This is a genomic window from Mycolicibacterium peregrinum, assembly GCF_001665625.1.
Lineage (GTDB): Bacteria > Actinomycetota > Actinomycetes > Mycobacteriales > Mycobacteriaceae > Mycobacterium > Mycobacterium peregrinum_B.
This window is the reverse complement of record NZ_LZSY01000035.1, coordinates 1-549: the sequence shown is the minus strand read 5'-3', so window position 1 is coordinate 549 and position 549 is coordinate 1. Positions and strand designations below refer to the sequence as shown.

Annotated in this window: 1 protein-coding gene; it reads left to right on the top strand. The window is 66.8% G+C overall.

Annotated elements, in window-relative coordinates:
* A partial coding sequence (locus A5779_RS05310; protein ID WP_131811577.1) for an HNH endonuclease signature motif containing protein occupies positions 1–549 on the top strand: 549 nt, incomplete at both ends.

Below are 549 nucleotides of genomic sequence, written 5' to 3'. Positions count from 1 at the left end.
CCACCGTGAACGGGACTTCTGATGATCCGGGGTATGTGGTCGGCCATGGCATCGTGCCCGCCGAGTCCGTGCGGGATCTGGCCGCCACCGGCACGGTCAAATCGGTGCGCATGCCCACCGGGCCCGAGCCTGCCGAGCCGCGGTACCGCCCCTCGGTGGCCTTGTCAGAGTTCATCCGGTGGCGTGATCTGACCTGCCGGTTCCCGGGCTGTGACGCCCCGGCTGAACGCTGCGATGTCGACCACACCGCGCCCTGGCCTGACGGGCCGACGCATCCGTCGAACACCAAGTTATTTTGCCGGGCACACCATTTGGTGAAAACGTTCTGCCCCGGCTGGACTGACCGTCAACGACCCGACGGCACCATCGAATTCACCACCCCCACCGGACACACCCATGTGACCGAACCCCACGGCGCCGGCATGTTCCCCACTCTGAGCCAGCCGAGCGGGGACCTGAACCTCCCCGAACCCGAAGCGGCGACCCCGAACTCGAATCCGAACCGCGCGGTCAAGATGCCCAAACGCAGCCGGACCCGCGAACAAGACC